General features: G+C 71.0%; 19 protein-coding genes. 7 read left to right on the forward strand and 12 right to left on the reverse strand.

Annotated features, from left to right (window positions below; all coding sequences use genetic code 11):
* Positions 1–3 precede the first annotated feature (3 nt).
* The 3 genes from ngcE to AB0C33_RS01250 form a co-directional block, all read right to left on the reverse strand.
* A complete protein-coding gene (gene ngcE, locus AB0C33_RS01240; protein WP_358282445.1) occupies positions 4–1,431 on the reverse strand; it encodes an N-acetylglucosamine/diacetylchitobiose ABC transporter substrate-binding protein in 1,428 nt (475 codons plus the stop codon).
* A 112-nt stretch (positions 1,432–1,543) separates the two neighbouring features.
* On the reverse strand, positions 1,544–2,521 hold the full coding sequence (locus tag AB0C33_RS01245) for a BadF/BadG/BcrA/BcrD ATPase family protein (RefSeq protein WP_358282447.1): 978 nt from the start codon (positions 2,519–2,521) through the stop codon (positions 1,544–1,546).
* Entirely contained in the window at positions 2,515–3,765 is a 1,251-nt protein-coding gene (locus AB0C33_RS01250; RefSeq protein ID WP_358282449.1) for a 6-phospho-beta-glucosidase, read from the reverse strand. The genes AB0C33_RS01245 and AB0C33_RS01250 overlap by 7 nt, the downstream gene beginning before the upstream one ends.
* A 179-nt stretch (positions 3,766–3,944) precedes the next feature.
* Here AB0C33_RS01250 and AB0C33_RS01255 point away from each other — a divergent pair, with 179 nt between their 5' ends.
* Both AB0C33_RS01255 and AB0C33_RS01260 read left to right on the forward strand, forming a co-directional pair.
* Complete coding sequence (locus AB0C33_RS01255) at positions 3,945–4,544, forward strand: dihydrofolate reductase family protein (RefSeq protein WP_358282451.1); 600 nt, start codon at positions 3,945–3,947, stop codon at positions 4,542–4,544.
* A 321-nt stretch (positions 4,545–4,865) separates the two neighbouring features.
* Positions 4,866–5,681, forward strand: coding sequence for a helix-turn-helix transcriptional regulator (locus AB0C33_RS01260; protein WP_358282453.1), 816 nt, complete (start codon positions 4,866–4,868; stop codon positions 5,679–5,681).
* A 233-nt stretch (positions 5,682–5,914) separates the two neighbouring features.
* On the opposite strand, the gene AB0C33_RS01265 is transcribed toward AB0C33_RS01260, so the two are convergent.
* The 4 genes from AB0C33_RS01265 to AB0C33_RS01280 form a co-directional block, all read right to left on the reverse strand.
* On the reverse strand, positions 5,915–8,383 hold the full coding sequence (locus AB0C33_RS01265; protein ID WP_358282455.1) for a PQQ-binding-like beta-propeller repeat protein: 2,469 nt from the start codon (positions 8,381–8,383) through the stop codon (positions 5,915–5,917).
* Positions 8,380–9,255, reverse strand: coding sequence for a hypothetical protein (locus AB0C33_RS01270; protein ID WP_358282457.1), 876 nt, complete (start codon positions 9,253–9,255; stop codon positions 8,380–8,382). Before AB0C33_RS01270 ends, AB0C33_RS01265 begins: the two co-directional genes overlap by 4 nt.
* Complete coding sequence (locus tag AB0C33_RS01275) at positions 9,252–10,742, reverse strand: PQQ-binding-like beta-propeller repeat protein (protein WP_358282459.1); 1,491 nt, start codon at positions 10,740–10,742, stop codon at positions 9,252–9,254. The genes AB0C33_RS01270 and AB0C33_RS01275 overlap by 4 nt, the downstream gene beginning before the upstream one ends.
* A 219-nt stretch (positions 10,743–10,961) precedes the next feature.
* Positions 10,962–11,384, reverse strand: a complete 423-nt coding sequence (locus AB0C33_RS01280; protein ID WP_358282461.1) for a hypothetical protein — start codon at positions 11,382–11,384, stop codon at positions 10,962–10,964.
* A 208-nt stretch (positions 11,385–11,592) separates the two neighbouring features.
* On the opposite strand from AB0C33_RS01280, the gene AB0C33_RS01285 reads away from it, so the two are divergent.
* Together AB0C33_RS01285 and AB0C33_RS01290 are read left to right on the forward strand one after the other, a co-directional pair.
* Positions 11,593–12,294, forward strand: a complete 702-nt coding sequence (locus AB0C33_RS01285; RefSeq protein WP_358282463.1) for an RNA polymerase sigma factor — start codon at positions 11,593–11,595, stop codon at positions 12,292–12,294.
* Entirely contained in the window at positions 12,284–13,297 is a 1,014-nt protein-coding gene (locus AB0C33_RS01290) for a CU044_5270 family protein (protein ID WP_358282465.1), read from the forward strand. The genes AB0C33_RS01285 and AB0C33_RS01290 overlap by 11 nt, the downstream gene beginning before the upstream one ends.
* 10 nt (positions 13,298–13,307) lie before the next feature.
* Here the strand turns inward: AB0C33_RS01290 and AB0C33_RS01295 are convergent, their stop codons facing one another.
* The 5 genes from AB0C33_RS01295 to AB0C33_RS01315 form a co-directional block, all read right to left on the reverse strand.
* Complete coding sequence (locus tag AB0C33_RS01295; protein ID WP_358282467.1) at positions 13,308–14,384, reverse strand: CU044_5270 family protein; 1,077 nt, start codon at positions 14,382–14,384, stop codon at positions 13,308–13,310.
* A complete protein-coding gene (locus tag AB0C33_RS01300; protein WP_358282469.1) occupies positions 14,381–14,878 on the reverse strand; it encodes a SigE family RNA polymerase sigma factor in 498 nt (165 codons plus the stop codon). The genes AB0C33_RS01295 and AB0C33_RS01300 overlap by 4 nt, the downstream gene beginning before the upstream one ends.
* A gap of 103 nt (positions 14,879–14,981) precedes the next feature.
* Positions 14,982–16,382, reverse strand: a complete 1,401-nt coding sequence (locus AB0C33_RS01305) for a hypothetical protein (protein ID WP_358282471.1) — start codon at positions 16,380–16,382, stop codon at positions 14,982–14,984.
* Between the two features lie 105 nt (positions 16,383–16,487).
* Entirely contained in the window at positions 16,488–18,239 is a 1,752-nt protein-coding gene (locus AB0C33_RS01310; RefSeq protein ID WP_358282473.1) for a biotin carboxylase N-terminal domain-containing protein, read from the reverse strand.
* A gap of 45 nt (positions 18,240–18,284) precedes the next feature.
* Positions 18,285–19,004, reverse strand: a complete 720-nt coding sequence (locus AB0C33_RS01315; protein ID WP_358282475.1) for an SDR family oxidoreductase — start codon at positions 19,002–19,004, stop codon at positions 18,285–18,287.
* 124 nt (positions 19,005–19,128) lie between these two features.
* Between AB0C33_RS01315 and AB0C33_RS01320 the strand changes: the two genes are divergently transcribed.
* The 3 genes from AB0C33_RS01320 to AB0C33_RS01330 all read left to right on the forward strand — a co-directional run bounded on the left by AB0C33_RS01320 (position 19,129) and on the right by AB0C33_RS01330 (position 23,211).
* Positions 19,129–19,401, forward strand: coding sequence for a WXG100 family type VII secretion target (locus tag AB0C33_RS01320; protein WP_358282476.1), 273 nt, complete (start codon positions 19,129–19,131; stop codon positions 19,399–19,401).
* Between the two features lie 90 nt (positions 19,402–19,491).
* Positions 19,492–20,640 (forward strand): S8 family serine peptidase, encoded by a 1,149-nt coding sequence (locus tag AB0C33_RS01325; protein ID WP_358282478.1) that lies wholly within the window; start codon positions 19,492–19,494, stop codon positions 20,638–20,640.
* 150 nt (positions 20,641–20,790) lie between these two features.
* Positions 20,791–23,211, forward strand: coding sequence for a PT domain-containing protein (locus tag AB0C33_RS01330; RefSeq protein WP_358282480.1), 2,421 nt, complete (start codon positions 20,791–20,793; stop codon positions 23,209–23,211).
* Positions 23,212–23,286 lie beyond the last annotated feature (75 nt).

A 23,286-nucleotide genomic window follows, 5' to 3' on the forward strand; every position in this document is an offset into this window, starting at 1 on the left:
CGCTCAGACGCTCCTGGTCTGCTTGGCGATCGCGGAGTCCGCCTTGAGCTCGTCGGCCTTCTTCTGCATGTTCGCGCAGAACTGCTCGGGCGTGATGCGTCCGGACATCACCGAGTTGGTCTGGACCTGCCCGTGGTCGAACAGCTCCTTGTACCAGCCCTCGAAGCGGGCGTCGGTGATGATGTTCGTCCCGGCCGCCTCCTGGGCCTTGGCCGCGCTGCGCACGGCCGAGGTCAGGTCGAGGCCGTCCACCACGCCGTTGACGACGGTGAGGTTCTTGGTCAGCTCGGTGTAGCCGCGCGCGCCCTCTCGCGACAACATCAGGCGCAGGTACTCCAGGCCGCCCTGCGGGTTCTTGCCCTTGGCCGCCACGAAGAACGCCTCGCTCACCCCGATCATGATCGCCTCGTACGGCATCGCGTCGGCGGCGGTGATGCTGGGCACCGGGGCGATCGCGTACTCGAACGAGGCCGGCCGGTCCTTGGCCATCTCGTTCTCCAGCCAGGAGCCGCAGGGGTAGAACAGCACCTTGTCCTGCAGGTGCTTGACCTGCGTCTGGGTGTGGTCGAGCCCGAAGTACGCCTTGTCGCCGAAGTCGCGCTGCACCTGCGCCCACGCCGCGACGGCCTGCCGTACGGGCTCGGCCTGCCAGGCGCCGTCGGCGAGGTTGTCGATGTCGACGATCACCTTGTTGCCGCCGATCTTGGCGGCGCTGTAGACCAGGTTCCAGAGCTGGTAGAACGGGCCGACCTGGCCCGGGTAGGCGAACAGCGCGATGCCCGCCTTCTTGGCCTCCTCGCCGAGGGCGTTGAACTCCGCCCACGTCTTCGGCGCCTGCCAGCCGCGCTGGTCGAACAGCTTGGCGTTGTACCACAGGGCGCGGTGGGCGACCGTGTACTGCAGCACCCGGGGCACGCCGTCGATCAGCGAGTTCTCGTAGACGCCGCCGACCAGGGTGTCGCGCACCTTCTTGGCCGGGTCGGCCAGGGAGGGGGCGTCGAACAGCGGCGTCAGGTCGGCGAGGTGCCCTTCGGCGACGAGCGACTGCAGGTCGAGGGCGTCGGGGCCGGAGTTGTTGACCACGTCGGGCGCGTCGCCGCTGATGAAGCGGGGGCGCAGCTGCGTGCCGACCTTCTGGGTGGGCACGTGCTTGATCTTGGCGGTCTTGTACGCCTTGCTGTAGAGGGCCTCGTGCAGGTCGGTCGCGTAGCCGTCGCCGTTGCCGCCGCTGAAGATCACGACTTCCAGTTGCCTGGCGGCGTCCACGCCGAGGGGGTTGGCGGCCGAGGTGGGCGCGGCCGAGGTGGAGGCGACGGGAGCGGCGGAGCGGCCCGTGGCGCACGCGGCGAGCAGCCCTGCGCCCGGGCCCGCCGTCAGGGCGGTGAGTCCGATACGTCGAAGAACCTCACGTCGGCTGGGGTTGGTGGACATGGGTGGCCTCCTTGACCGCCAACCGTCCGGATACTTTCCAGACGGTTGGCGGCCGACTCTAGACTTACCGCTCCACGTGCGTCAATACCTCTCTAGAACAGCGCTCGGATTCTCAGGACCCTGCCTGGACCTTCTGGAACTGGGCTCGAAGGCGAGCCTTGGCGTCCTCGGAGGCCCCGATGCGGTCCAGGCCGTTCAGCGCGGCCCCGACGATCGGCGGCTGGTCCGGGATCACCTGCTTGGCCAGCGGAGCCCGTACGGCGAACCGCTCCTCCAGCATCGCGACCAGCAGCGGGATGCGCGCGTGCAGCACGCCTCCGCCCAGCACGACCTCCGTCGGCGTCTCCAGCAGGTCCAGGCGGCGCAGGCACACCTCGGCCATCACCACGATCTCGTCGGCCAGCCGGGTGACCAGCTCCAGCGCGATCGCGTCAGCCGACGCGGCGGCCTCGAACACCTTGGGGGCGAGCGCGGTCAGGTGATGCCGCTCGATCTGTCCGAAATGCACCCCGAGCACCACCTCCTCGACCGTCCGCGTGCCGAAGTGCTCCTTGATCAGGCCGGCGAGCGCGGTGGGCGCGCCCCTGCCGTCCTCGGCGCGGATGGCGTGCCACAACGCCTCCTCGGCCAGGCCGCCGCCACCGCCCCAGTCGCCGCTGATCCGGCCGAGCGCGGGGAAGCGGGCCACCCCGCCCGTGGGCGAGACGCCGACCGCGTTGATGCCCGCGCCGCACACCACCGCGACGCCGCTCGGCCCGGACGCCCCCGACCGCAGCAGCGCGAAGCTGTCGTTGCCCACGACGACGTCGGCCGCCATCCCGCGGCCGCGGAACTCGGCCGCCAGGGCCTCCTCCTCCACCGGCAGGTCGGCCCCGGCCAGGTAGGCGTAGAGCTGGTCGGCGTACGGGGGAGCGGCCGCCGGTCCGAGCGCCCGCCGCACGGCCTCCTCCACGACGTCCACGGCCGCCGGCACGCCGACGGTCTGCGGCTCGAACGGCCCGCCGTCGCCCTGGGCCAGGATCGTGCCGTCGCCCGAGAGCACGACGACGTGCGTCTTGCTGTTGCCCGCGTCCACGGCGATGATCACCATGGCAGGTACCGCTCGTTCGCCGCCAGCAGCAGGCCGGTCAGCTCGTCCGCGACGGCCTCCTGGCCGATCAGCGGATGGGCCAGCAAGGCGTTGCGCACCCGGTCCGCGCCGCCGTGCAGCGCCGCGTCGAGCGCCAGCTCCTCGTACGCGGAGACGTTCGCGATCAGGCCCGCGTACAGCGGCTCCACCGGATCGACCGGCAGCGGCGCGGCCCCGGACGCCGAGACCCTGGCCGGGACCTCGATGACCGTCTCGTCGCGCAGGAACGGCAGCGTCCCGTCGTTGCGGGTGTTGACCACCTGGACGTCGCCCCGGTCGCCGAGCAGCGAGGCGATCAGCGCGACGGCGGCCTCGGAGTAGTAGGCGCCGCCCCGCTTGTCCAGCAGCTCCGGCTTGGTGTCCACGGCCGGGTCCGCGTACAGCTCCAGCAGCTGCTGCTCCATCGCTGCGACCTCGGCCGCGCGCGACGGCTTGGCCCGCTGCTCGCTCACCACCAGGTCGTGGGCGTAGAAGTAGCGCAGGTAGTAGGACGGGACCACCTGGAGCCTGCGCAGCAGCCCGACCGGCAGACCGATGTCGTCGGCCAGCTCCTGCCCGTGCTCGGCGAGCAGCCGCGGCAGCACGTCCACGCCGTCGACCACGACCGACCGCTCCCACGTCAGGTGGTTGAGCCCGACGTGCCCGAGCGCGACCCGCTCAGGCGGCACGCCGAGGTGCCGGGCGAAGCGGCGCTGGAACCCGATGGCCACGTTGCACAGGCCGATCGCGCGGTGCCCGGCGTCCAGCAGCGCCCTGGTGACGATGCCGACCGGGTTGGTGAAGTCGACGATCCAGGCGTCGGGGGCGTGGGCGCGGACCTGCTCGGCCAGTTCCAGCACGACCGGGACCGTGCGCAGGGCCTTGGCGAGACCGCCCGCGCCCGTCGTCTCCTGGCCGACGCAGCCGCACTCCAGCGGCAGCGTCTCGTCCACGTTCCGCGCGGTCTGGCCGCCCACCCTGAGCTGGAAGAGCACGGCGTCCGCGCCCGCGACGCCCTCGGCCACGTCGGCGGTGGCGATCACCTTCGCCGGGTGCCCGGCCCTGCGCAACATCCTGCGGGACACGCCCGCCACCAGGTCGAGCCGCGTGGCGTCCGGGTCGATCAGCGCGATCTCGGTGAGCGGCAGCTCGTCGCGCAGCCTGGCGAAGCCGTCGATGAGCTCGGGGGTGTAGGTCGAACCGCCCCCGATCACGGCGAGTCTCATGGGCAACTCCTCAATTAGGAAACTTTCCTAACCGCCGAACCTACCCGACCTCCTCCGATTCGACTCCTCCCACCCCGTTCCAGAAAATTTCCGCTCACCGTGTAGAGAGCCCGGCGCCGGCTCCGACTCCCTGGTGAAGGCGCCGGACGGGCGCCACGGACAACAGGAGACGAACCAGGATGAGCAAGGTCACGTGCGACATGGGGATGTCCGTCGACGGCTACGTGGCGGGGCCGAACCAGAGCCTGGAGCAGCCGTTCGGCGACGGCGTGGGCGACCGGCTGCACGAGTGGATGTTCGCGGAGCCCGAGAAGCACGCCGAGGTCATCGAGGCCATCACGGCGGCCGGGGCGTTCATCATGGGCCGCAACATGTTCGACCCCGGCCGCGGCGCCTTCGACCCGGACTGGACCGGCTGGTGGGGGGAGGAGCCGCCGTACCACGCGCCGGTGTTCGTCCTCACCCACCACCCGCGCGAGCCGCTGCCCATGAAGGGCGGCACGACGTTCCACTTCGTCACGGACGGCATCGAGGCCGCCTTCGCCATGGCGCAGGAGGCGGCGGGGGACCGCGACATCGCCATCGCCGGCGGCGCCGCCACCGTCAACCAGTACCTGGCCGCCGGCCTCATCGACGAGCTCCGGCTGCACGTCGCGCCGGTGATCCTCGGCCGCGGCGAACGCCTCCTGGCCGACGCCGGCGACATCACCCTCAGCCCCGCGGCCCCGCCCACGGGCACCGATTTGGTCACGCACCTGACGTACCGGGTGGTCCGCTAGCGAGACTTCCAGGCCGGCTCATACGACACGGTGGCCGTGCGGTCCGGCAAGGTGCGCGTCGCTCCCGACTGACAGCGCGGCCACCAGGCTCACGTCGTACAGCCCCCGCCGAATCGCCTGCCGGCTTTGTCCGGGAGCTCGATCGCCGCGCCCCGGCGTCATGCCTTTCCGAAGGGAGACGGCATGGAGAAGTGACATGAACTCCCGTCAAGCGGCGGGGCGTTTCCTGCGACAAAGCGCTGTCGCCCGGATCCGGCATGAACGGTAGCGCGGCGCGCGCACCTGGACGGCAATCCCATGCCCTTGACCTGCGGAGACGCTATGACTTCCGATGTCAGCGACCATTTGTCGCCCAGAGCGCGTTTCGCTCGCGACCTCGCGGAACGCCGTAAAGCGGCTCGTCTGACGCAGTTCGCGCTTGCTTCACGCATTCACTGCCACGAATCACTCGTCAGTCATGTCGAGAAAGGCCGGCGGGTTCCCACGCTGGAATTCGCGCGCGAGGTGGACAAGGCGTTCGGAACCGACGGCCATTTCGCCGGCCTCCATGAGCGGATCTCCCGGTTGTCCGCTCTGGGCTGGTTCGCGCGGTGGGTCGAGGAGATCGAACCGCAAGCCGTCATCCTGCAATCCTGGGATCCGCTGTTGATCCCCGGCATCCTGCAGACCGCCGGCTACGCCCGCGCCATCTTCTCCACCGCCGTCCCGCGGGATCGTGTCGAAGAGCGGGTCCAAGCCCGCATGCGGCGCATGAGGATCTTCGACAGCGACAGCCCTCCGGCCTTTCTCGCGCTCATCGACGAAGGAGCGCTGCACCGCCCGGTCGGAGGGCCGGAGATCCTGGCGGAGCAGCTCCGCCACCTGCTGGAACTCACCTGCCATCCGAACATCACCATTCAACTGGTGCCCGTCGCCGCCGGTTGTGTGGCCGGCACCATGAGCGCGTTCGCGCTGGCGCGGCTGCGTGACGGCTCGGAGGTGGTCTCCGCCGACTCGGTCCTCTCCGGTCAGGTCACTGGAGATCACGAAGCGGTCATGAGCCTCAAGCAGCGGTATGACACCATCAGAGCGGACGCACAGCCGAAGAACGTCACACCCCGGGCGATTGAGGATGCGATCAAAAAATGGACCCAGTAGACCTCGGCGGAGCGGAATGGCGTAATCCAGCGCCAGCGGTGACAACGGCCAGTGTGTCGAGGTCGCGATCAATAAGGGGTGCGGGGACCGATATCCCGCCGAAGCCCTGCTTGAAGGGGGCTGAGGGTGAAGCTTCAGGCTGAAGAGAACGGGATGGCGAGTGCAGGCTTTGCGCGCACGCCCGGCGGCAGCGAGGACGGGCCCGACGTCGACGTCCGTGCACAAGCTCACAGTCAGGTCGGCCGGGCGAAGATTAGTTGCAGTCCATCGTGTCCACGGGCTCGGGCCAGCGTCCCACCCGGTGCACCGAGGAAACTCAGGATGGTGATGGCCTCGTCCTGGTCCCGAGAGGAGAGCGAGGTCCAGCCGAGAATATGGCTCTCGTCGTACCAGGCGACGAAGCTGTCGGGGTTGGCCGGGATCTGGGCGAGCAGGGCACCGTCCTCCACACGCCAGGCACAGATCTGACCCGCGGGCCTGACACAACGGGTGGTGAAGATCCGGCCGGAAGGGGAGGTCCAGTTCTGCCGGTCCAGGAGTTTCCCCACATCCTTGTAACGGTGTTCGACGGTGCCGCCGAGAGTGAAGAACGTGACGTCGAGCTGGTCCTCCTCGATGTCGTCCTCCTGCCCTGACTGCACAGCCACAGTGCTGGAATCCGCTCCCCAGCGGAACGAGCCCGCGTATCGCCCGCCGTGCCGGATCCGGACGAACCGGGATCTCATGGCGGCCAGGTCGATGACGACGAAGCCGGTGATCGTGCCGGCGTCCTTGGCGGTCAGCAGCAGGTTTCGTCCATCTGGAGACCAGACAGGGTAATCCACGCCCATGGGCGCTTCCACGGTGGGAACCTTCCGGGTGGAGCGGGTCGCGGTATCCAGGATCGTGACCGGGTCACGGCCGTGCGAGGGGTAGGCGTCGGTCACCCGGGCTCCCCAGGCGCCGTTGGGTGAGAGGGCGTCCATGGTCGGATCGAGCCTGGTGAACGTCTGCCGCTCTCGGACGTACGGGTGGCCGTCGAGCAGGTACGCCGCAACCGGAGAGGGGCCGACAGCGGGTTGGGCCAGTGTCACGCGCGTCCCGGGCAGGTGAACCAGCGTCAGCCGCCGGGATGGGGCGCCGGGTGGGGCGGTTCCCCTCCGGCTGTCGTCGTCCACGCCCCGGAGCCGCGCGGCGACGAATCCGGCGAGCTCCAGTAGTCGGTGGCGTAGCGGCAGATGGCCCGATGTCATGCTCGCCACCACCGGACCGCTCCGGAAGTAGACGGTGCTGGGCAGGGCGGCGTCGGCCACAGCCTGGTCTCCGACGCCGTCGACCGGACGGAAGGCGTACGTGTCACCCAGCGTGTCGATCATGCGGGCGGCGTCGTCCGGGTCGTCGTCGGCCACCCAGAGCACTCTCACGACCAGTTCCGTGCCGTCGGGCCGGGTATGGCGGCAGGCGATCGGCTTGGGCATCGTGTAGCCGGACAGTGCCGTTTGGACCGGTGCAGGAGTGAACGACGCGTCCGGCCGAAGCCCACAGGCGTCTGGCCAGCGTCCCGGATCGGCGCCCCCGAGCCATGGCGGACCGCTGACGTCCGGGACTCGGCGCAGGGCGGCGAAACGTACGCTGCGCGTCTGCCCGGCCCCGGACATGACGCCTCCCACGTATATCCGCTGTCCGTCCGCCACCAACGGCACGGCGGGCAGGGGAATGCTGTACGAGGTCACCGCGCCGCCGCTGGGATCGATCATGTCGATGACGGGGAAACCGCCCTGGCCGAGATCCCGGACCGCGACACCGCCGTCCAGCAGGTTCGCGTACCTGGGCGCCGGTCGTACCTGCCACACTGGCGCGCCGTCCGGCCAGGACGTCGCGGCGAGGACGTCGTCCTCGCCGCTGTGGTACGTCGTCAGCAGCAGGTTTCGGTTCCGGGCCATGACGCACCGAAGCCAGCATTCCCGGTGGCGGACGACCGCACGGCCCTGGTCGTCGTAATAGCTGATCCCCTCTCCGTCGGGGACCGCGATCACACCATCGGCCGCATGGAATGTCCGAGTTTCGCTTTCGGTGAGGGGAATCGAGGTAAGTGTGCGGCCCGTGGCAGGGTCCAGTCGAAGGATGCGCGAAGATCGTCCACAGGCGAGGAGGACCACAGCGTCCGCGGCACGCGCCGCCGTGCCGGAAAGCGTGCATCCGGCAGGTACGTGGAAGGACCACAGGTCTCGGCCTGTTTCGGCGGCAACGCCTGCCAGGGTGCTCCGCTGGGCATGCCATGCGAAGAACACCGGCGCCCGGCCCTGGACGGCGGCAGATCGTTGCCACCCGGGAGGGAGGGACCACCCGGGCCTGCGCCAGAGCCGCCTTCCTGTGGCACTGGCCACGGCGATGAGCTCATGCCGGTCGCTCGACCGCACCGACGGCTGCTGGTAGTCGATGACGACGGCAGCGGCGGTGACGTCCCAGCCTGTCGCGGACGCCGTGGTGAGCCGGTGCTGCCAGCTTCTGCGCCCGTCGCCTGTTCCGAGCGCCAGCACACCCTGAGAAGTGCGTACGAGAAGGTCGCGAGCGGTGAGAGCGTGTTCGTAGCCGTCAAGGGGGATCGACACGTCGGCCTGCCAGAGCAGTCGCAGTTGCGTGCTCGGCCAGGCCATGGCCGGTGCACTCGCCGGCACCGAGAGCATCGCCATGAGCAGGACTGCCGGCAGCAGCAGCCTCAACGTCCTCTGCACGACTTGTTCCTGCCTGTCACCCGGAAGCCCAGGCTCAAGGCGCTGGGGTCGTTCCACACGGTGGAGTACCTCCGGGCCTCTGCGGTGACCCTGAACGGTTGTCCATCTGGATCCCTGAAGAAGGTGCTCTGAGGTTTGCTGTCGGCCTTGTAGGAGTAGACCACTTCGATGTCCCATTCGTACCAGCGACGCTTGGCCGTCGCGGTGAACTCGACCGTGGTCCGCTCGCCGTAAGCCAGGTCGATGCTCTTGGGCAGGAAGCGCGAGCCGCCGCCTTCGGGCCTTTGCCGGTCGAGGTCCGCCACGATTTTGTACTCCTCCGCGCCGCCCTGCGCGGGAAGGGTGAGGCAGGTGCCCGTCGGCGGGGGTCCTGACCTGAGGATCCGCGGCCGGACGTCAATGATCCTGATCGCGCTGTTGCGCTCTCCCTCCAGAATCAGCACCACGTTCATGGTCGACACGCGTGCCGCACCGTGCCGCGTCAGAATTCTGATGAGATCCGCGTTGGTCGGGTCGCGTAACAGTTGGGCGTGCTCGTCAGTGGAGAACGCGTCCGCCATCGCCAGAGAGTCGCCCACATTTATCCTCGCCGATGCCGTGCCGACCAGCGGGGGCGGGCCGGAAGCGTCCCGGAGCGCGTCCACGAGGGCGGGCCATGATTGCGCCACCGCCACGGCGGTGGCCAGGATGACGCCGACGGCGAGCCACCGCACCAGCGAATGTCTTCTCGCGGACGGCCGAGGGCTGATGATCACATCCCGGGCTGACCCGATCTGGACGTTGTCGCCACCCACGATCGAGTTGCTCAGCACTTGCGCGGCGGCGGGTTCGCGGGACTCCGCATCTGGCAAGCTGGTCATTCCGCCGTCTCCCGAGAACGGGCCATCCGGAGGGCGAGCCGCACGGCGGCCTCCCGATCGTCGACGCCGTCCAGGCGCATCACTGTGTCACCGGCACGCGCCACGACTGTGCCCAGGTACTTGTCGACGTACAGTCGGACGTCGGGCTTGTGACGGATGAGCTGGTCCGGCGTCGCATCCAAACTCCCCGTCACGGCTTCGAGCACGGCCTCCGCCTCGTTCGAGGTCCTGCCGACCCACAGGATGGAAAGCGTGAGAACGGGGTGCTCGTCGTCGTCGGGCATCAGGTCGCAACCGGCGGGTGTGTCCAGTCCGAGCTCCGGTGGCGCCGGGCGAGGGCGTGACGTGTAGCCGGCCCCGGGAAACTCGGCGGCCAGCACGGACGGCGGAAGAAGGGCGCACGCATCGGGCCACCTGCCGCGCTCGACGCCGCCTCGGGAGACGGCACCGAGGTCGCGCGACGGAGTCAGCCGATGGACGACCATGACGCTGGTGTCCTCGTCCGGGGCGGGAGCGTTGAACAGCAGTTCATGTCGGCCGAGGTGGAACAGGCCCAGCTGGCCTGGATACGTGGCGACAGGCGTCTGTCTCCCCGTCGCCGGATCGATCATCACGACGATGAAGGCCCGGAGGTCCTCGCCAAGCCGTCGCCACCCGTACAGTCGCCCCTCGATCGCCTCAGCCGACGCGAGGTCGCCCGCCTGGCCGCTGACGACGATGATTCGGCCGGTGCGGCGATTCACCACATCCGTCACCATGGTCTCGGTGTCACTGCGGTTGGACTGCCGCACGACCAGCAGCCCCATGCCTGTGGCCGCGAGCATGCACGTGCACATGAGGTCACCGGTGCGTGCGTAGAGTTGCTCACCGTTGACGTCGTAGACGGTGAAAGCGTTGTCGCTTTCCAAGCCGATCGCACCGCCGGTGAGATTGATCAGCGCATTCCCCAGGGGGAAGACCTCCCGATCCCACAGCAGGCGCCCGGTGAGAGGCTCCAGGACACGCAGGCGGCTGTGGCGACCACACCTCATCAGCAGCGCGACCGCCCACTCGTCCGCGTCGCCGGCCTCATAGGCGCAGCCCGCAGGCATGGCGACTGCCCACTTCTGACGCCCGTCCAGGACGTCGAGCGCTCGGACCACGCCGACGGCGGGCAGGCGAATGAACACCCGTCCAAGCCCCACACCCAGATATCGGAGGAAGGGCGTCGGCAGCTCCGCACCATACGGCCCGGAGGCGAGTTGCCAGAGGACCGTGCCCGTACGGCCGTTGAAGATCAGCAGACTGTCGCCACTAGGGTCGTCCCCTTCCGCGTCGCTGTTCGGGGCGGCCGCGACGACGTAGTCGCCAGTAGCCCCCAACTGCTCCTCCGGCGGGGTGTAGTCCCTGAAGTCCGACGCGTCGAAGGTCCATGACACGCGCCCGGTGGCGACGTCCCTGCCCTCGATCTTGTCTCCAGGCGTCATGATCAGCATGTCGTCGAGCACGAGGACGCCCGCACCGCCGTGGTCGGTCTGCCGCCACGCCTCGGAAAGCACACCCGGGGGAACGGGCGGCCCCGCGTTCGCCTCCGGAGATCTCGCCGGCCTCGATGGCGACGGCGCGAGAACCACCAGGCAGACGAGACACAGCAGGGCGTGCCACGCCCACGACTTGCGGACGTGCTGCCGGGGCGTCATGAGGTGCTGATCGTTTCGCACCGCCTCTCAGCGCCGATGAATGTCGACGTCCCGTGCCGAACCGATCTGGATGTTGTCGCCGGAGATCGAGCTGCCCGAGACGATCTGACTGCCGTTGTTCGCCGCGATCGCGGACTCCGGGATGGCACGCAGCAACGCGACCACGTCTTCGGCCAGTCTCGGATCGGCGGTGAGCGCCTTCTTGAGCTGTCCCCGCAGGGCGGCGCGGCTGTCCTCGTCGTCGGGCGTTTCCACGACCTCTTGTACGGCGGCCTCGATGCGGTCGCGGCTCTCCTCCCGTCCCAGGAAACGTTGCAGCAGCCTGCGGCCCAGATTCACCGACTCATCGGCCGCGAGATCCTGTGTCTTGGTGAGTACCGCGGCTCCGTACGCGCCGATGGCCGCCGTGATGTAGGGCATGACCTGGTTGGCCACCGTGACGATGTCCACACAGCCTCCTCGTTCAAGGGACTTATCCCCAATGTTGGGGCGAGGGTTACATGAGCGAGCGCACTACCTTCGCCTTGCGTTTCGTCTTCGGCTCGGCAGGCGAATCGTGTCCCCGAGAGGTGCAAAGCTCTTGCGAGGCCCGCACGAGAACCGGATCCGTCCTGTCGGGTGAAAGGGGGTGTTCAGTCCGAAGAACGGAGTCGAGAGTTTGACGCAGGACACCGAGGTGGACGACGCGGAGGTGATCAGACGTGCCCGTAGCGACCCCGCCGCCTTCTCGGCGTTGTACGACCGGCACGCCCCCGCGCTCCACAGATATGTCACCCGCCGCCTGGGCGATTCGCTGGCCGACGACATCGTGGCCGAGACGTTCCTGGACGCCTTCCGCCGTCTCGCCCGCTACGACACCGCCCACCGCGACGCCCGGCCCTGGCTGTACGGCATCGCCGCCAACCTGATCGGCAAGCACCGCCGTACCGAGACCAGGGCCTACCGCGCCCTGGCCAGGACGGGCCTCGACGCGGTGGCCGAGAGCTACGCCGACCGGGTGGCGGCCCGCGTGTCGGCCGGGGCGGTGCACCGCGAGCTGGCGGGGGCGCTCGCGACGCTGTCGCCGCCGGACCGCGAAGTGCTGCTGATGATCGCCTGGGCGGACCTCAGTTACGAGGAGGTCGCCCGCGCGCTCGGCGTCCCGATCGGGACCGTGCGGTCGCGCCTGCACCGCGCCAGGAGGAAGACCCGGGCGGCCCTGGGCGGCATCGACCCGTCAGCCCTCCACGACCCCGCCCCGCCAGCCCGCCACGACCCCGTGCCCCCAGCCGTCCGTGACGCCGCGCCTCCGGGCGTCCGCGACGCCGCGCGCTCAGCCAGCCACGACACCGACGAGGAGGACCCCGGCTGTGGACGATGACCTCACGCTCCTGCGCGAGCTGCGCGCGGACGCCCCCGCGCCCGACGCCGACCGCCTGCGCGCCGTGCGCGCCCGAGCCCTCGCCTCGGCGTCAACCCCGGCTCCGGTCCCGGCGCGGAAGAGGCGCCGGTTCTGGGCGGTGCCGTCGTTGCTGGCCGCCGCGACGGCCGCCGCCGCCGTGCTCGTGGCGGTGAACGGTTCCCGCACCCCGGCCCCGCCCCCGCCGAACGCCATGACCACCATGCCGGTACGCGCCGAGACGGTGCTGCGCCAAGCCGCCCTGGTGGCCGAGGGACGCCGCAAGCACCAAGAGCCGCGCCCCGACCAGTGGTTGTACCGGAAGGACCTGGTCAAGCAGCCCGGCGAGGAGCGAGGCACGGTCCAGGAATACTGGACCCGGTACGACGGCACCCGCCAGGCCCTCCGCCAGAACGGCGGCCCCCTGGGATTCCAGGACATCACCCCCCACCCGGGCGACGACGACCTGACACCCCGGCAGTACGCGGCCAAGCTCGCCGACCTCCCCACCGACCCCGCCGCGCTGCTGGATCACGTCAGGGGAGACCGGCACTGGTCGACCCTGCCGAAGGGCGCGGAGCCCGAACATCCGGACGCGCGGGCGTTCCGCGTGCTGTCGGTCTACCTCGACGCGGGCGTCCCCATGCCGCCGAAGGTCGAGGCCGCCATCTTCCGTGCGCTGGCCGAGCTGCCCGGGGTGCGGGTGGACCTCGGCGTACGGGACGCGGCGGGCCGGGCGGGGATCGGCATCGCCTACGAGCCCCCCGGCTCCGTCCCCGGCGGGTCGACGCGGGACGCGCAGGGCCGGATCGTCTCGCGGTCGTACCTGGTGCTGGACTCCGCGACCTACCGCTTCCTCGGCAGGCGCGTGGACACCCTCCAGGACGAGGTGGTCGGTGGCGAGGTGCTGGCCCGCAAGGGCACGTTCTACGCGAGCGCCGACCTGGCGGCGGGCGTGGTGGACGAACCAGGCCGGACCCCCTGACAACAGGCCGTTACGGACGCGCGCCCAGGCGGTCCACCCAGCCCATCTCCTCGTACGTGGTCTGGATCAGCGGCTCGGACCGTCCCGGCGGGCGCAACTCGTAGGCGAGCAGGCGCCCCGTCGCGACGTCCACGACCAGGCGCGACTCGCCCGCCCCCGCACCGCTGCCCGGCGTGGTCAGCGTCAGGGCGACGCCGGTGCGGCCCAGCGGGTCGGTGACCTCGCCCAGCGACCTGATCGCGGGCTGCCCGGCGAGCAGCCGATACAGGGCGGACCGGGTTCCCGGACTGAGGGGACCGGCGAGCAGGTCCTGCGCCGTCGTCCACACATAGGAGGTGAACGTGGGCTTGCCGGGCCACCAGTCGCCGGGCTTCTCCTCGTCGAACAGCCGCCGCAGCAGGCCCGCCAGCCTCTCCTCGTCGGCCGGGAGGGCCAGCAGCTGGCGGAGCGTGTAGCGGTGGTTGCCGATCAGGAAGCGGAGTTGCATGGCGTAGTCATTGCTCGACGGCTTTCCGCCGCTCAGGTCGGGGGAGCCGAGCCGCCTCCATCGAGCCTCGTCCTGGGGGGAGGCGAAGGTGATCTTCGGGTCCTGGCCGGTCACGGTCCGGCTGGGCGCACCCCGGCGGGCCGCGTACCAGGTGTCCTGGGTGTGCGCCACCCTGGCCGAGAACGTCGGATTGTGGCGTACCGGCTGGGTGGTGCGCGCGCGGACGTGCCAGTACCGGCCGGCGGCGGCGGGCCCGTGCCCGGCGGACTCGGCCGCGGCCAGCAGCACGGACCGCGCGTCCAGCGCCCGGCGCGCTCCTTCCGAGGACGCCGGCGTACCGGCCGGAGCGGCGCTCGGCGGCGCGCCCGCGGGGGCGATCCCAGTGCCGACCCCAGTGCCGATCCCGGTGCCGCCGAGGATCACGAAGGCGGCCGCCGAGGCGAGCAGCGCGCCCGCGGCGGCCCGCGTCGCGGTGCGGATCCGCCTGGCCCGGCGCCCTCGTCGTACCAGCGCGGGCACCGGCGGGGGCGTGGGCGCGGGCCCCTCGCGTCGGGCGAGATCACGCAGTGCCCGCGCCAGGAGATCCTGGTCGTCCTTCATCGTGCTGCCTCCTGATCTTCGCGCAGAGCCGTGCGCAGGCGCGCCATCGCTCTGGAGTGCTGGCTCTTGACGGCGCCGACCGAGCAGCCGAGGACGGCCGCGACCGCCTTCTCGGTCAGGTCCTCGTAGTGCCGCAGCACCACCACCGCCCGTTGCCTGGGCGACAGGGAGAGCAGGGCGCGGCGCAGGTCCTCGTGCGGCTCGGGGAGCTGCTGGCGGGGATCGGTGTGCTCGGGCGGACTGGCGGTCGGCACCTCCCGCCGTCGCCGCCGCCACCGGCTGACGTTGCCGTTGGCGAGCATGCGCCGCAGGTAGGCGTGCGGGTCGGCGGACCGCACCCGTCGCCAATGGACGTACAGCCGCACCAGGCAGTCCTGCAGCAGCTCCTCGCCCCGGTGCCGGTCGCCGGCGAGCAGGACGGCGACGGCCATGTGCCTGTCCCAGGCCGCCGCCACGAAGGCGGCGTAGGAGGCGTCGTCGGATGGATCACTCACATGGCCTCAACGCGGAAGCGGGCCGGGAAGGTTGACACCGGAACGCGAAAAAGGCGCGCCCCCCGGAAAGGGAGGGCGCGCCCGTCAGGGTCGGCGCAGGGGTTTACCAGTCGCCGCCGCCGAAGTCACCGCCGCCGAAGTCGCCGCCGCCGCCGAAGTCGCCCCAGCCGCCGCCTCCGCCGCCGAAGTCGCCTCCGCCGCCGAAGTCACCGCCGCCGAGGTCGCCGCCGCCGCCGTCCTGGTAGCCCTCGGCGTAGCCGGCGCCGTAGCCGCCGCCGCCCCAGCCGCCGTGGAACATGCTGCCCATCATCGTGCCGATGAACATGCCGGTCATGATGTCGCCGAAGCCGCCGTAGTAGCCGTAGGCGTACGGCTGGTAGGCCGGGCCCGCGTCGTAGTAGGGGCGACGGTGACCGTCGACCATGACCTCGCGCATCTGCGGGTCGAAGCCGCGCTCGACGGCCTCGGCGTCCATCGCGCAGGCCGGCACGTCGCGCACCGCGCCGCCGGGCGGGGCCCAGCGCACGTCACGGGCCGACGGGCCGTGCTGCGGGTTGAAGAAGCAGGGGGCGCGCCGCTCGGGGATCGGCTGGTTGTTGACCTTGGCCTTCACCACGGCCAGTGCGTAACGGCCGTCCTCAAGGGTCTGGGTGACCTCGCGGACCTGGTCGGGCCGCTGGACCGCGTTGAGCTGGACCTTGGCCTTCTCGTAGGAGTCGAGCGCCTGCTGCCACTCGGTGATGTGCCCGCCGCCCTGGCCGGCGAGGGTGACGTCGGTGTCGAGCTCGGTGATCTCCTCACCCAGCTTGGTGACGTCCTCCTCCACGGTCTGCTTGACCGCGGCGAGGTCCTTGGCCTCCTGGATGGCGCGCTTCTTCTTCTTGTTCTTGGAGTAGAGGAAGTAGCCGCCACCGCCGACCACCAGCAGGCCGAGCAGGGCCACCAGCGCGAACTGGCCGCCGGCGCCGGGGTTGGCCTGGCTGCTGGGGCTGAGGGCGCCGCTGCGGTCGTTCTTGCCCGCCGCGTCGACCCGGTTCGCGAAGTCCTTCACGCCCGCCACGATGTCGCCCGAGTTGGCGTCCACCGAGAGCTTGACCAGCTGGCCGGCGAGGTTGTTCCGCAGGGCGTTGGACCCGGCGAACATCGTCTCGCCGTCGAACACCACCACCGTCACCCGGGGGCGACCGGCCTCGACCAGCGCCTTGCCCAGCGACGACAGGTACGGCCCGACGGTGGAGTTGTCAAAGGTGCCGTCGGGCAGCGCGACAGCGTAGATCTTGCTGTCGGCGTCCTTCAGCGCGTCGTTGATGTCACTCTGCTGGCTGGAGCTCAAGGGGGAGCCCGACACCACGTAGAGCGGGGCCTTCTTCCAGTTTTGCACCACAGTCTGTGCGTCAGGTGGCGCCGCCGCCGCGTCGGCGGCAGGGGACAGCGTGAGAACGACGAACAGCCCGGCGATCAGAGCCGCGATCGCGGCCCCTGCTCGGCGCAGCGAATGGGTCATTGGCAGCAAGCCTCCTTCGCCCATGAGGACGAACGGGCGGTCGGCAAAGTTCCTCACTGGGCACGTTACCTGCCCGCGACGGCGCGCAGGCACAGGGGAGCGGGCTCAGGCGTCCTTGATCTCGCAGATCGTGGCGCCCGACGTGACGGTCTGGCCGACGGCGGCCGACAGGCCCGTGACGGTGCCCGACTTGTGGGCCGTCAGCGGCTGCTCCATCTTCATGGCCTCCAGCACCACGACCGTGTCGCCCTCGCTCACCACGTCGCCGTCGTTCGCGACGACCTTGACGATCGTGCCCTGCATCGGGCTGACCAGCGCGTCGCCGCCGGCCGTCGCGTGCTTCCGCGCGCCGCCGGCGCGGCGCGGCGCCTTGGCCGCGGCGGGCGCGGGCCCGGCCATGCCGAGCCCGGCCGGGAGCACCACCTCAAGGCGCTTGCCGCCGACCTCGACCGTCACCGTCTCGCGCACCGCCGGGGCGGCCGGAGCCGCGGCCACCTCGCCCGCGTACGGTTCGACCGGGTTGTCCCATTCGGTCTCGATCCACCGCGTGTGCACGGCGAACGGCTCGGACGTGAACGCCGGGTCCGTCACGACCGCCCGGTGGAAGGGCAGCACGGTCGGCATGCCGTCGATCTCGAACTCGGCCAGCGCCCGCCGGGCCCGGTCGAGGGCCTCGTGACGGGTGCGCCCGGTCACGATCAGCTTGGCCACCAGCGAGTCGAACGTCTGCGGCACCGTCATCCCGGCCTCGTAGCCCGAGTCGAGGCGGACGCCGGGCCCGGCCGGGGCGCGCATGGCGGTCAGCGTGCCGGGGGCGGGCAGGAAGTTGCGGCCGGCGTCCTCGGCGTTGATCCGGAACTCGATCGAGTGGCCGCGCAGGGCCGGGTCGTCGTAGCCCAGGAGCTCGCCGTCGGCGATCCGGAACATCTCGCGCACCAGGTCGACGCCCGCGACCTCCTCGCTCACCGGGTGCTCGACCTGCAGGCGGGTGTTGACCTCCAGGAAGGAGATCGTGCCGTCCTGGCCGACGAGGAACTCGCAGGTGCCGGCGCCGACGTAGCCGGCCTCCTTCAGGATGGCCTTGGAGCTGGTGTAGAGGATGTCGATCTGCTCCGGCGACAGGAACGGCGCGGGCGCCTCCTCCACCAGCTTCTGGTGGCGGCGCTGGAGCGAGCAGTCGCGGGTGCTGACCACGACCACGTTGCCCGCGTGGTCGGCCAGGCACTGGGTCTCGACGTGCCGGGGACGGTCGAGGTAACGCTCGACGAAGCACTCGCCCCTGCCGAAGGCGGCCACGGCCTCGCGCACGGCCGACTCGTACAGCTCGGCGACCTCCTCCAGCCTGCGCGCGACCTTGATGCCGCGGCCGCCGCCGCCGTACGCGGCCTTGATCGCGATCGGCAGCCCGTGCTTCTCGGCGAAGGCCACGACCTCCTCGGCGCCGGAGACCGGGTCCTTGGTGCCGGCCACCAGCGGCGCGCCGACCTTCTGCGCGATGTGCCTGGCCTGCACCTTGTCGCCCAGCGCGGCGATGGCGGCCGGGGGCGGCCCGATCCAGGTGAGGCCGGCCTCGATGACGGCCTCGGCGAACGAGGCGTTCTCGGCCAGGAAGCCGTAGCCGGGATGGACGGCGTCGGCGCCGGAGCGCGCGGCGACGTCGAGCAGCTTGGCGATGTCGAGGTAGGTCTCGGCGGGGGACTGCCCGCCCAGCGCGTACGCCTCGTCGGCCACCCTGACGTGCAGGGCGTCGATGTCTTGGTCGGCGTAGACGGCCACGCTGCCGATCCCCGCGTCCGTGCACGCGCGGGCCACCCGTACGGCGATCTCGCCGCGATTGGCGATCAGAACCTTCCGCACCGACCTTCGTCCCTTCCTCGTGGTCCTCGTGGTCCTCGTGAGTGCTCAGCGGCCGAGGTACGCGCCGCCGTTCAGATGCAGCACCTGCCCCGTCATGTGCCCGGCTCCCGCGGATGCCAGGAAGAGAACGGTATCGGCCACGTCGGAGGGGGTGCCAGGGCGGCCGTTACGCGTGTTCCGCACGCGGGCCCTGATGCCCTCCTCCGTGAGCCTGCCGCGGAAGAACTCGGTCTCCATCACCAGGCCGGGAGCCACGACGTTGGCGGTGATGCCCCGGGGGCCCAGCTCGGCGGCCAGGTCGGCGGTCCAGGACTCGACGGCGGCCTTGGCGGCGCCGTACGAGCCGGACCCGGTGCCGCGCGCGGCGATCGAGCCGATGGAGACGATCCGGCCGCCCTCGCCCATGCGCGGCGCGAGCGCGGTCGTGACCAGCACGGCGGACAGCAGGTTGGCGTTGAGGTTGGCCCACCACGCCCCGGCGACGTCCGCCAGGTCGCCGGACTGGTCGCGGTCCAGGTTCGTGTTGCCCCCGGCGTTGTTGACCAGGACGTCCACGTGGGCGGGCAGGCTGTCGAGCGCGCCCTGGACGGCGGCCGGGCTCGCGGCGTCGAACGGCACGTACGCCGCCCCCAGCCGCGCGGCGGCCTCCTTCAGCACGTGCTCGCGCCGGCCGGTGATCGTGACGCGGTCGCCGAGGGCGGCGAACGCCTCGGCGATCGCGTAACCGATGCCGGTGCCGCCACCCGTCACCACGACCTCGCGCATGAGTGGATCACTCCTTTAGATCCGAATAATCCTCTGGACGACCATAGCCGCTCGGCATAACGGGGGCGACGGGCGGTGGCCCGCTTTATGGTGAGGGCGCTTTCACCAGTTCCAGGAGGTATGCATGAGCCAGAGTATGCTCGGCGGCAACCCCGCGGAAATGCAGCAGATGGCCAGCCAGTTCACGCAGCAGTCAGAGGCGCTCCGCACCATCATGACCGCGCTCGACCGCGAGGCGGCCAAGGTCGGCACCGCGTGGACGGGCCCCGGAGCCCAGCGTTTCAATCAGGCCTGGCAGAACTACCGCACGGCCTTCCAGCGCATGACCGAGGAGTTGCAGGAGGCTTCCCGGGTCATCGGCACGTACCAGCGGAACATCGAGTCCGCCACGCAGTGAGCACGGACAGGGGCCCTGGCCCGCCGCCGGGGCTTCTTCCGTCGTGAGGGGAGCTTTCCTCCCGGATCGGGCAGGCTACGCTCTTTCTCCATGATTGGTCGCGCCTTGGCGGCGAGCGTGCTCGCCCTGCAGTTCGCGGCGGCGCCGGCGCAGGCCGCGCCCGTGCGGTGCACGCCCAAGAAGGCCACCATGGCGATCGCCGAGACCTGGGCGCAGCGGCGGGTCAACGCGGAGAAGGTGTGGCCGCTGACCACGGGCCGGGGCGTCACGGTCGCCGTCATCGACAGCGGCGTGGACGAGACCCACCCCCAGATCCGGCTGGGCGGCAAGGCCGACCTCACCAACACCGGCTTTCGCGACTGCGTCGGCCACGGCACGGCGGTCGCCGGGCTCATCGCCGGCCAGCCGCGCAAGGACATCCCCTTCCACGGCGTCGCCCCCGGCGTGAGCCTGCTGTCGATCAAGTACGTCACCGGCGACAGGGGCGACGTGGGCCTGCTGTCCAAGGCCATCAAGACGGCCGTGGACGAGCACGCCGACGTGATCAACGTCTCCGTCGAGGCCTCCAACACCCCCGACCTGAAGGCGGCCGTCGACTACGCGCTGGAGCGGGACGTGGTGATCGTCGCCGCCGCCGGCAACCTGTCGAACGACGACGGCACCTCGACCCCTTCCTACCCCGCCGCGTACGACGGGGTGCTGTCGGTGGGCTCGGCGACCCCGGACGGCGGGCGCTCGACGTTCTCCAACCCCAACGCGGTCGCCGTGCTCGGCCCGGGGGAGGGCGTCAGCTCGACCTGGCCGCTCAAGGGGTACCAGTCCGCCCTGAAGGGCACCAGTTACGCCGCCCCGTACGTGACGGGCGTGGTCGCGCTCGTCCGCGCGCGGCATCCCGGGCTGACGCAGCTCCAGGTGCGCAGGCGCATCACGCTGACCGCCGACGGCGCGTCCGGGACGGGCACCGGCGCCGGGATGGTGAACCCGCTGCTCGCGGTGACCGCGGTGCTGCCGTCGGAGCAGGTGGCCGTGGCGCCGCCGGTGCCGCCGCCGCTGCCCGCGACCGTCGTGCGCAAGGCCGTGCCGCCGGACCAGCGGTCGATGGAGGTCGCGACGATGGTCGCGGCGGGCGGGTTCTCGCTGGTCGGGGTGGCGTTGGCGGCCTGGGTGTTCGTGCCCATGGGACGCAGACGGCGCTGGCGGCCCGGCTCGCCGCCGGATATCGGGAGAATTGACGGTTAACTGTAAGAGTGGCCGCCCGAAACTGCTGATGCTTATGGGGCTTATTTGGTTAAATGTCTCTGATCATGACGGACTCCTGAAAGGACGGTCATGGTGGAGAAGGACTCCCCCCAGGCAGCAGTACCGGAGCGGATCGGCGATCACGAGATCGTGAGCCTGTTGGGACAGGGCCCGCGTGGCGCCGTTCATCTGGGCAAGGAGTCCGAGGACGCCGATCCGGTCGCCATCAAGACGCTGACCGTGGACCCCGCGGCCGACCCGGACTTCGTGACCCGGCTCAAGGACGTCAGCCGGGTGTCCAGCTCGTACGTGGCCCGCACGCTCGACGCCGGCGTCCAGGACGGCCTGCTCTACGTCGTACGTGAGCACGTCGAGGGACGTTCGCTGGCCGAGACCGTCGCCGCCGACGGCCCGCTGACCGGCGACGCGCTCGAACGCGTGGCGGTCGGCATGCTCACCGCGCTGACCGCGGTGCACCTGGCCGGATTCGCGCACCGTGGGCTCACCCCCGACAACGTGATCCTCACCGGTGAGGGGCTGCGCGTCACCGACATCGAGATCGGCGACCCGGCCGGCGAGGTCGGCTACCGCGCCCCCGAGCAGCTCAACGGCCTGCAGTACGGGCCCTACGCCGACGTCTTCGCCTGGGCGGCGACCGTGGTGTTCGCCGCCACCGGCTCCGCGCCGTTCGGCCAGGACGCGCACGCCGTGCTCACGGACGAGCCCAAGGTGGACGGGCTGCCCGATCCGCTGCGCCAGACGGTCCTCGCGGCGCTGTCCAAGGACGTGTCCGGGCGGCCCACGACGTACACGGCGCTGCTGCGCCTGCTGGGGGACGACAAGGCCCCCATGCCGGCGGCGCCGATCGAGGGCGTGCCGGTCCAGGCGCCGATCGACGGCGTGGCGGTGCAGATGCCGCCGTCGCCGATGGCGCCGTCCGACCCGGCGGAGCTCGTCACCCTGATCGACGGCCAGCCGCCCGTGCCGGGCCAGCCTCCGGTCCCGGGCCAGCCCCCGGTGCTGCCCCTGGCCATCGAGGGCGCCCCGATCCCCAACGGCCCGATGCAGCCGGGCCCGATGGCGAACGGCCCGATCCCCAACGGCCCGATGCTGAACGGCCCCATCCCGAACGGTCCGATGGCGCACGACCCGATGCAGCCCGGCCCGTTCGTGCCCGGTGTGCCGCCGCAGGGCCCGATGGGGCATGAGCCCATGCAGCCCGGCCCCATGCAGCCCGGCCCCATGCAGCCCGGCCCCATGCAGCCCGGCCCCATGCAGCCCGGCCCCATGCAGCCCGGCCCGATGCAGCACCTTCCCGTGAACGATGAGCCGGTGCAGGGCGTCCCGGTGCAGTACCCGCCGGTGCCCGTGCAGGCCGCCTGGGGGCCGCCGTCCGGACCGCAGAACCCGCCCGTTGAGCCGGCGCAGCCCGCGATGGCCGGTGCGGGCAGCACCGGACCGGCGCGCAAGCCGTTCCCCATCGGCCTGGTCGCCGGTGTGGTCGCGGTCATGCTGCTGTCGGCGATCGGCCTGTGGGGCGCGAGCCGCTACTCCTCCAGCGTCACCTTCGAGCCCGCCGCCGCGGCGGGCTCCGCGTCGCCCAGCTCGGGCGCGGCGGCGGCGGCCCAGAAGGCGGTCACCACCGTGCCCACGCAGCCCCAGCCCGAGGTCACCGCCCCCTGGGCGACCACGCCGTCCCCTGACGACGACGGCGTGGGCCCGCTGGTGCTGCCGGACGACGACACCTCCGCCGACACCCCGCAGGTGCCGGTGCTGACCACGGTGCCGACGCCGACGGCGACCCAGCAGCTGACGGTCCCGACGATCCAGCCGACCGTGCAGGAGCGGAAGACCACCAAGGAGCCGGAGCCGACGGCCACGGTCACCAGGACGGTCACCCCGACTCCCTCCGCGACGCAGACGCAGACGCAGCAGCCGACCGAGACGCCCACCCAGAAGCCGACCGGGGAGCCGACGCAGAAGCCCACGGAGAAGCCGACCGAGAAGCCGACCGAGAAGCCGACCGAGAAGCCGACCGAGAAGCCGACCGAGAAGCCGACCGAGAAGCCGACCGAGAAGCCGACCGGGGAGCCGACGCAGAAGCCCACGGAGAAGCCGACCGAGAAGCCCATCCAGGCTGCGCCGACCCAGACGCCCACGAAGGCGCCGGAGCCCAACCCCCAGAGGCCCACCCAGGCGCCGGAGCCTGCCAAGACCACCGCACCGCCGGCGACCAGGCCGACGCCGAACCCCTACACGCCGACGCAGGTGTGCGGATCCGGCTTCGTGGTCCAGCGGTCGACCCCGTTCGCCGGCGGCACGACGTACCAGCTCTACAGCAGCAGCACGGGTCAGAACTGCGTGGTCACCCTCAAGTCCGGCCCCGACGTCGGCAAGGCGACCCCGATGAGCGCGACCTTGGAGGTGCAGGGCGGCCCGAGCAGCACCGACAGCGGCAACTACGAGTACTACGCCGGCCCGGTCAAGCTCCCCGCCAAGGGCAAGTGCGTGCGTTACGCGGGCAGCGCGGGCTCCGGCAACACCAGTGCGGACTGGGGGAACTGCGGCTAGGCCCGATACCGAGTCGAGGCCGGAAGGATCTCCTGCTACATGCCCGGTGGCCCTGGTGGGCCATCGGGCATGGCG

The organism is Nonomuraea sp. NPDC048881 (assembly GCF_040649795.1).
In the GTDB taxonomy this organism is placed as follows: Bacteria; Actinomycetota; Actinomycetes; order Streptosporangiales; family Streptosporangiaceae; genus Nonomuraea.

Excerpts from the sequence above, each read along its gene's own strand:
- AB0C33_RS01245 (WP_358282447.1), bottom strand. The coding sequence starts at position 2,521 with ATGGTGATCATCGCCGTGGACGCGGGCAACAGCAAGACGCACGTCGTC.
- AB0C33_RS01305 (WP_358282471.1), bottom strand. The coding sequence starts at position 16,382 with ATGACCCATTCGCTGCGCCGAGCAGGGGCCGCGATCGCGGCTCTGATC.
- AB0C33_RS01270 (WP_358282457.1), bottom strand. The coding sequence starts at position 9,255 with ATGACCAGCTTGCCAGATGCGGAGTCCCGCGAACCCGCCGCCGCGCAA.
- AB0C33_RS01250 (WP_358282449.1), bottom strand. The coding sequence starts at position 3,765 with ATGAGACTCGCCGTGATCGGGGGCGGTTCGACCTACACCCCCGAGCTC.
- AB0C33_RS01320 (WP_358282476.1), top strand. The coding sequence starts at position 19,129 with ATGAGCCAGAGTATGCTCGGCGGCAACCCCGCGGAAATGCAGCAGATG.
- AB0C33_RS01255 (WP_358282451.1), top strand. The coding sequence starts at position 3,945 with ATGAGCAAGGTCACGTGCGACATGGGGATGTCCGTCGACGGCTACGTG.
- ngcE (WP_358282445.1), bottom strand. The coding sequence starts at position 1,431 with ATGTCCACCAACCCCAGCCGACGTGAGGTTCTTCGACGTATCGGACTC.
- AB0C33_RS01325 (WP_358282478.1), top strand. The coding sequence starts at position 19,492 with ATGATTGGTCGCGCCTTGGCGGCGAGCGTGCTCGCCCTGCAGTTCGCG.
- AB0C33_RS01295 (WP_358282467.1), bottom strand. The coding sequence starts at position 14,384 with ATGAAGGACGACCAGGATCTCCTGGCGCGGGCACTGCGTGATCTCGCC.
- AB0C33_RS01260 (WP_358282453.1), top strand. The coding sequence starts at position 4,866 with ATGACTTCCGATGTCAGCGACCATTTGTCGCCCAGAGCGCGTTTCGCT.
- AB0C33_RS01315 (WP_358282475.1), bottom strand. The coding sequence starts at position 19,004 with ATGCGCGAGGTCGTGGTGACGGGTGGCGGCACCGGCATCGGTTACGCG.